Below are 7,552 nucleotides of genomic sequence, written 5' to 3' on the forward strand. Positions count from 1 at the left end.
TTGAGAAACAATGTAAACAAATATGTATTCAAAAAAGTATAGATGAAAAAAAACGCCACCTGAGTGACGTTTTACTAAGCTTGGAGAGTGGCTAGATTTTGCCAATACTGAGCTTTAAGAGAGTCTCGTTCTACGCGAAAACCTTGATAATAAAGTTCTGCTAAGAATAAGGCAGCTTTACCATGTCCAGCACGTGCGACTTCTTCCAATTGTTGAACTGCTTCTGCAAATATCATTTGAGATTGAATGGTATTGACTGCATTTGCATAAACATGTTCTAGGTCTTGATGAGAGATTTGTTGAATCATATAGAACTCCTTATTGTAATTATGATTGCTTTAAAAGACTTAATTTTCAGTTTGTCTTTATATTACTATAATTTAGTATTGTTAAAGTAATATTACAATAAACTTGAATTGTCAAACAATATATGTGGTTAAAATAAATAAAATCAAGGTTACACGATTAAACAATGCACAAAATAGTTTTTTATTAATATAGTTATACTGAAAGATAAATACATAAGGAGAAGAACATGAATAAAACATTTGACGGACTCAGTTTTGATTTACCTCCAACAACATCACAAATAATACAACTTGCGCATCAGCATCGTAAAAATTTAGATGAGGCTGTTTTTCATGAAGAAATTCATTTGGGGGATTTTTGTCTCGCGCAAAGAAAACGGGTTTATGATTTCACGCGCCAGCTCGATCCACAGCAACGTGAAGAATTTTATTTAACTTATAATGATGAATTAAAACGTATTGCTGACGATGATGATTTACACCCGCCTGAAGCAGAAAAAGGTTTAAGCGCTTTTGCGATTATATTGGTGCTCGCAATTATTGGATTGGTATTTTATTTTGCCATTATAAGAAACCTGATGGGCTAAATGCTTAGCGAATGCTCAATTTCTTGATTTAAATACCAAGGAGTTGAGCAAAGTTACTTGTACTAATTTATATCCCATCCTACACTACCCGAAGTTTGAGGTAGTTTATGCACATTGCTATACAAAAAATTATTAGGTTTAAAGCTGAATTAAAGCTGGAATATCTTTATAACATTCTTATTGTGTTCATTATCACGATTATCCTTTTTCTTGCTTCTTTTGCGCTTTATCGTCCTATTTCAGTTTTACAATTTAAAAATATTATTCATCTTTCTACCCAAGCGAGTTATCCTGATACTCAGGTCATTGCTTTAATGCTGGTTCAGCAGCATAAAGTTTCACATGTGCAATATTTTAAGTTGATGCAGGCGTATCAGTGGGAATTAAAACAGGCTCATCAATTGCCTCCTTTTCAGGCGGATAAAAAATAGTTTTTGGAACTTGATCTGCTGTCGGTAATGTATTTGGTGGAGTAGGGCGAATTAAATTTCTCTCTAATATTTTTTCAAGTGTAGATTTATCAAATGTAGGGCTGACCACAATTACGGTTAAACGCTCTGGATGCAAATGCTTTTGAATTGCATTTTGGACATCTTGAGCAGTAATTTTTTCTAGTAATTTTGGATACTCAGTCAAATAATCTGCTCTTTGATTGTAGAATCCCATAGAACCCAATTGCGCATTAATATTGGCATTACTGCTATAAGTATTGGGAAAAGCACGTAACATGCCTGCCTTTGTTTCTTCAAGTTGTTTTTGGTCTATAGGTTGTTTAACAAAGTCGACCAGTGCTTGATGAGCAACTTGAATACTATCGATCAACTGATCTTCACGAGTGGAATAACTATAGCTAAATATGCCCGGTGCTTGAGTAAATGAGAAATTACTATAAGCACCGTAGCTGTAACCTCGTTTAACCCTTAATTCCCGCATGAGTACGGAGTTAAAACCACTTCCGCCAAACATTTGATTGGTCACTTCCAAGGCTAAACGATCTGAGTCAAATCGAGTTGTGCCCAAATGTCCCAAAATTACATGCGCCTGAGTAGAATTAAAGTTGAGATGACGAATGTCAAAGTGTGTTTTATCGATGGGTAGCGCCAATGGTTTGGCTTTTTTACCTTGTGGTAAATGACCTGCAATACGTTCAGATAGTTTTAATGCTTCTTTAGGATGAAGTTTGCCTGTGATGGCAATATTTAAATTTTGTGTCACTAAGAATTGCTGACTAAATTTTTTGAGTTGCACAGGTGTAATTTTACTAATACTACGTTGAGTGCCAGTTATAGGTTCTGCATAAGGATGCTTGCCATATAATGCCCGATAAAATTGAATATTCATGAGGCGGCTGGGATTTTCTTGGACTTGTTTTTGTCCCACTTGGGTATTGCTTAAAACGAAATTGATACTGGATTTTTTAAAGGTTGAATGATTAAGAACTTCCATCATCATACCTAAAGCAGGCTCAAGTTTTTTAGGGTCAGATAAAACCCGTAATTTCACAATAAACATGTCTCGATAAGCACTGACACTAAATTGCGCACCTACACGTTCAAATGCCCCTGCAATTTCATTAGCATTGTATTTTTCAGTTCCTTCATCCATGAGTTGAGCCGCCATATTGGCAATGCCATTTAAGCCAGCTGCTACTTCCTCATCCCTTGCTGCACCTGCATTAAAGGTTAACTGTATATCTATAATTGGTAAGTCCTGTGACTCAACAAATAATGTTCGAACACGATAACGGTTTTTAAGTTCATGAACATAAGGCGCACGAAATTGAAGTTGCGTAGGATTGATTTTTAAACTTTGTAAAAACGGAATTGATTTTAAATCACTCGGATGGTCATCAATCATTGTATTTATATTTACATCTGCACTGGCCCATGCGCTATACAAGGTAGAACTCAATAAAATAATAGAACCGAATTTAAGCATATAAAATTTCATTACTGTGTTTTGTTCTCGGAAGAAAGGTATAAAGTGCTTAAATTGTCACGTACAAAATAAATATTGGCTACACGTTGAATATCTTGTGGGGTGACGGTTTCAAAATGCTGCGGTAATTGGTCAATTAAACGATAACTCAAGCCATTAATTTCTAAATTTCCAATCATTTTACTTTGCCCGACTATATCATCTTGGCTATAGATTAAATTGGCAACGAATTTAGCGGTAACCCGTTCCACTTCTTTTGGTTGGATTAATTCGGTTTTTAAGATGTTAATTTCATCTTGAATGGCTTTCTCGGCCTCTTGTAAACTTATCCCATCGGCGGGTAAAGCAGAAACACTAAATAAACTATCGCCACGATTATAAGGATCATAAGATACACTGAGAGCCGTTAAAACTTTTTTGTCTCTTACTAAGCGGTCTTGTAGTCTTGAGGAAATGCCACTATCCAGTACATTTTTGATAATGGTTAAAGCATAAGCATCTTGTGGGTTTTTTGCAGTAGCCAAAGAACGAACATTCCATGCCATATAAAGATTGGGAACTTTTACAGCCAAGTTCAGTTCCATATGGCGGTAACCGACTCGATCAAATTCCAATACATCATTTCTCGGTGGGATAGTGCGAGAAGGGATGTCGCCAAAATATTTTTGTACTTGACGCAAGGCATTTTCAGCATCGACATCACCTACAATTATCAACACCGCATTATTGGGGGTGTACCAATCCTGATACCATTTTTTCACATCTTTCAGTTGAATATTTTGTAAGTTCTTCATGTGGCCAATCACAGGCTGTCTGTAATGACTGGTTGGATAAGCAATCCATTTGAAACGCTCAAAAGCCAAAGATCGGGGATTATCATCAGTGCGTAGACGACGTTCCTCCATAACCACTTTAACTTCTGGTTCAAAATCTTGTTGGCGTAAAAGTAAATTACGCATTCGGTCTGCTTCAAGTTCTAAAGCCAAAGGAAAATAGGTTTTCGGATAAAGTTGATAGTAATTTGTATAATTGGTAAAAGTTGAAGCATTGATACTGCCGCCATACATACGACTTAAGCGGGTAAATTCATCATTTGGAACTTTTTGCGTACCTTTGAACATCATATGTTCGAGAATATGAGAAATCCCCAACAAGTTTCCAGATTCATCACTACTGCCTACCCCGTACCAAATTTGAGTCATGACCATAGGTGAACGGTGATCTTCACGAATAATGACTTTGAGTCCATTTTTCAACGTTGTTTCAAATGTAGTACGTGCTAATTCAGTCCGAGTCTCAGCATAAGTAAAATGAGATTGAATTGAAAATATGAAAAAACCAACGGCTAAAATAGATTTGCTCAAAAATGATCGCTTTGGAAAAAGTGAAAAAAAGCTTTTATACACAGGCTTAACCAAAGTAATAAATTATATTTATCATCATTTTTAAGAAATTTGGCTTTGAAAGCAAGGTGAAGTTGTTCGTTTTTCGTGTGTCACGTGTCTACAAGGCATTGCAAGCAGAATCTATGCTAGAATCTTTGTTTTTTAACACAATGCTTTTCAAGGATTCGGCATGCAACAGCAATCTAATGGGCAAAATAAATTTTTGATTGATGCTGATATCGGAGATGACGATGTCACTTTACCGAATTTACCTGCGGTAAATGTTCCTATTATTGAAACTCAAAAAGAAGAATTCATTATTTCTGCACCTGTCGCTACGGAAACCAATTCAGAAGATATTTCAACTTCTGGCACAGGCTTTTTTAATCGGATGAAAGTCGGTTTGACCAAAACCCGTAAAAATCTGGCTGATGGGATGGTAAATATCCTGATTGGTGGTAAAGAAATTGATGATGAATTATTAGAAGAAGTTGAAGAACAACTATTGGTTGCAGATATTGGGGTGGAAGCGACTAAAACCATTATCACCAACCTAACAGAACGTACTGAACGTGGGGATTTAATCTATTCACATTCACTCTACAAAGCTTTACAGGAAGAATTGGTCGCTTTACTTGCACCACGTGTTAAACCCTTACATATAGATCCAAATAAAAAACCATTTGTAATTTTAGTGGTGGGTGTAAATGGCGTAGGCAAAACCACAACCATTGGTAAACTTGCCAAACGTTTACAAGGTGAAGGTAAAAAAGTCATGCTTGCTGCAGGTGATACATTCCGTGCAGCGGCAACAGAACAACTTCAAATTTGGGGTGATCGCAATAATATTGCAGTGGTATCGCAAGGCCATGGTGCAGACAGCGCCTCTGTAATTTTTGATGCTTTTGAAAGTGCGCGTGCTAAAGGCATAGATGTACTTATTGCCGATACTGCGGGGCGTTTACACAATAAAAGTCATTTAATGCAAGAATTGACTAAAGTTAAACGTGTGATGCAAAAAATTGATGCTACAGCACCGCATGAAATCATGTTGGTTGTAGATGCAGGTACAGGTCAAAATGCAATTAATCAAGTAGAAGTGTTTGATGAAGCAGTAGGACTCACCGGTTTAACCATTACTAAACTGGATGGAACTGCAAAAGGTGGGGTACTATTTAATATTGCAAGTCGTACACATGTACCTATACGTTTCATTGGTGTAGGGGAAAAAATTGATGACCTACGTCCTTTTTCTGCTAAGTCATTTGTTGCCGCCTTATTTGAGACAGAAAAGTAAAAGTTTATTTTTTGAGAACTCCGCATTATGCGGAGTTTTTTATAATGATAGATATTGTGAAAAACAATTCAAAATAAATCATTCAATAATAAGCACACAAGTTTTTTGCATGATTGTTCTATAAATAAAACATAATGTTGCTGTTTTGGTCATGTATCTGCCTTAAAGTTGGTTTAAGATCAATTTATCTTGAAAACATTTAGTAAAATTAAAAGAGGACTATTTCATGCCATTTTTAAACCAAATCAAACAACGCCGTACAATTTATGCAATCGGTAAAAAAGTTGAATTAACAGTAGATCAAATTGAAGAAATTATTAAAGAAGCAGTACGCCATAGTCCTTCAGCGTTTAATTCTCAAACTTCACGTGTTGTGACATTATATGGTGAGTCTCACGCACAATTTTGGAATATTGTGCGTGAAACCTTAAAAAAAATGGTACCAGAAGCAGCGTTTGAAAGTACCAATACCAAAATTAAGAGTTTTGAAGCTGGTTTTGGTACAGCTTTATTTTTTGAAGATCAGGATACGGTAAAATCATTGCAAGAGCAGTTTGCTTTGTATGCAGAACATTTCCCAATTTGGTCTGAGCATTCAACAGGCATTGCACAATTCTCAGTCTGGAATGCATTAGCAGAGCAAAAAATTGGTGCTTCATTACAACATTACAATCCAATTATTGATGAAGAAGTAGCAAAAACTTTTAATATTCCTGCAAGCTGGAAATTACGAGGGCAGTTGGTATTTGGTTCAATTGAAGCTTCGGCTGGCGAGAAAACCTTTATTGATGATGCAATTCGTTTTAAAAAATTTGATTAAAGATTTATTTTTACTGAATGAAAAGAGCACTTTTAAAGTGCTCTTTTTTGTTTTCTCTTTCAAATTTTACTTAATCAATAGTGCTTATAGCTTTTAAATGAAAAAGCTTATCTGAACAAATACTGGGACATAATCGTATATAGATAATCAGCTTGTCATAAAATCGTCATTTATGCGTTGCATAGTGCAATCAAATTTTAATGATGAACAAAGAGAAAATGAAATGGTTATAAGATCAATTTTTGCAATTACATTAATCCTAGCCAGTGTAACCACCTTTTCAGCAGTCACAATTACAGCACCAGAAGAAATAAAAATTTTGGCAGTAAATGATCAAGAGGTGAATACAGGATTGTTTCGTGCGAAAAATAATCAGTATAAAGTTGATGCAGGTAAAAATAGTTTAAGTGTTCGATATAACCAATATTTTGAACATCTGAATGGAGAGCATGACATTGTGAAGTCTGGTGTAATTACATTAACAACACCGCTATTAAAAGATGGTGAAAGCTATGCATTAAATTTAGTCAATGCACCAACAAATTACGAAACTGCAAAAAAATATGCTGAACAGCCTGTGATTGCATTATTTGATCAAAATAAAAAAATATTAGTCCAACAAACAGGTGCCAATACAGAGCAAAAGCCGTGGTTATCTCGAAGTCTATTTGGAAAAGTGACCGACCTTACTCAAAAAAAATCAATTCCGCTCAATCAACCTGCGCCAGTGTATAGTCAAACTTCTGTTACAGAATCCGTAGAAAATCGCTCTATATCAACAACTGATCAAGAACTTATTCAGTTATGGAAAAAATCGAGCAAAATTGAACGTCAAAAATTTATGAATTGGTTAGGTGAACAATCTAACTAATCTATTCATGGATCTTTTTTAAAGGGTGTACTGCACATTTTTCTATTAGAAAATTGATAAAAAGATTTTTTGGATTAAAAAATAAGCAACTGATAATCTTTTTAGCATTTTTTGATAAATAGGGGTTGTGCGCTGTTATAAAGTGTATAGAATACGCTGCATCCCGACGAGATAGACGGAAAGTACGAAGCGCTAGATGCTGAGTTTTCAAGTTTATGTTGTTGAGCGACTTATTCTGACGAGGAATAAGAAAGATCATTAAGAGCTTATGAAGAACAACTTGTGTGGATTTTTACTGATTGATTGATCGAAATTATTTTCATTGATTGATGGTAGAAATTACTCG

Annotated in this window: 7 protein-coding genes; 4 read left to right on the forward strand and 3 right to left on the reverse strand. The window is 35.3% G+C overall.

What is annotated here, in order from left to right:
* Positions 1-74 precede the first annotated feature (74 nt).
* The gene (locus GA0116959_RS13825) at positions 75-308 is read right to left on the reverse strand and encodes an SEL1-like repeat protein (protein WP_053577804.1); all 234 of its coding nucleotides are present in this window, start codon (positions 306-308) and stop codon (positions 75-77) included.
* A 227-nt stretch (positions 309-535) separates the two neighbouring features.
* Between GA0116959_RS13825 and GA0116959_RS13830 the strand changes: the two genes are divergently transcribed.
* Entirely contained in the window at positions 536-895 is a 360-nt protein-coding gene (locus tag GA0116959_RS13830; protein WP_053577805.1) for a hypothetical protein, read from the forward strand.
* A 354-nt stretch (positions 896-1,249) separates the two neighbouring features.
* Here the strand turns inward: GA0116959_RS13830 and GA0116959_RS13840 are convergent, their stop codons facing one another.
* On the reverse strand, positions 1,250-2,833 hold the full coding sequence (locus tag GA0116959_RS13840; RefSeq protein ID WP_092721165.1) for an insulinase family protein: 1,584 nt from the start codon (positions 2,831-2,833) through the stop codon (positions 1,250-1,252).
* 11 nt (positions 2,834-2,844) lie between these two features.
* Complete coding sequence (locus GA0116959_RS13845) at positions 2,845-4,164, reverse strand: M16 family metallopeptidase (protein ID WP_244878607.1); 1,320 nt, start codon at positions 4,162-4,164, stop codon at positions 2,845-2,847.
* 244 nt (positions 4,165-4,408) lie between these two features.
* Here GA0116959_RS13845 and ftsY point away from each other — a divergent pair, with 244 nt between their 5' ends.
* From ftsY to GA0116959_RS13860, 3 genes are all read left to right on the forward strand, one after another.
* Positions 4,409-5,515 (forward strand): signal recognition particle-docking protein FtsY, encoded by a 1,107-nt coding sequence (gene ftsY, locus GA0116959_RS13850; protein ID WP_092721167.1) that lies wholly within the window; start codon positions 4,409-4,411, stop codon positions 5,513-5,515.
* 226 nt (positions 5,516-5,741) lie between these two features.
* Positions 5,742-6,335, forward strand: a complete 594-nt coding sequence (locus GA0116959_RS13855; RefSeq protein ID WP_053577809.1) for a nitroreductase family protein — start codon at positions 5,742-5,744, stop codon at positions 6,333-6,335.
* Between the two features lie 223 nt (positions 6,336-6,558).
* Positions 6,559-7,206: a DUF2057 family protein gene (locus GA0116959_RS13860; RefSeq protein WP_092721169.1), complete on the forward strand. Its 648-nt coding sequence runs from the start codon at positions 6,559-6,561 to the stop codon at positions 7,204-7,206.
* Positions 7,207-7,552 lie beyond the last annotated feature (346 nt).

Source organism: Acinetobacter albensis (assembly GCF_900095025.1).
GTDB lineage: Bacteria > Pseudomonadota > Gammaproteobacteria > Pseudomonadales > Moraxellaceae > Acinetobacter > Acinetobacter albensis.

What these genes read in the sequence shown, in the direction of transcription:
- GA0116959_RS13860 (WP_092721169.1), top strand. Translation starts at nt 6,559, where the DNA reads ATGGTTATAAGATCAATTTTTGCAATTACATTAATCCTAGCCAGTGTA.
- GA0116959_RS13830 (WP_053577805.1), top strand. Translation starts at nt 536, where the DNA reads ATGAATAAAACATTTGACGGACTCAGTTTTGATTTACCTCCAACAACA.
- GA0116959_RS13840 (WP_092721165.1), bottom strand. Translation starts at nt 2,833, where the DNA reads ATGCTTAAATTCGGTTCTATTATTTTATTGAGTTCTACCTTGTATAGC.
- GA0116959_RS13825 (WP_053577804.1), bottom strand. Translation starts at nt 308, where the DNA reads ATGATTCAACAAATCTCTCATCAAGACCTAGAACATGTTTATGCAAAT.
- ftsY (WP_092721167.1), top strand. Translation starts at nt 4,409, where the DNA reads ATGCAACAGCAATCTAATGGGCAAAATAAATTTTTGATTGATGCTGAT.
- GA0116959_RS13855 (WP_053577809.1), top strand. Translation starts at nt 5,742, where the DNA reads ATGCCATTTTTAAACCAAATCAAACAACGCCGTACAATTTATGCAATC.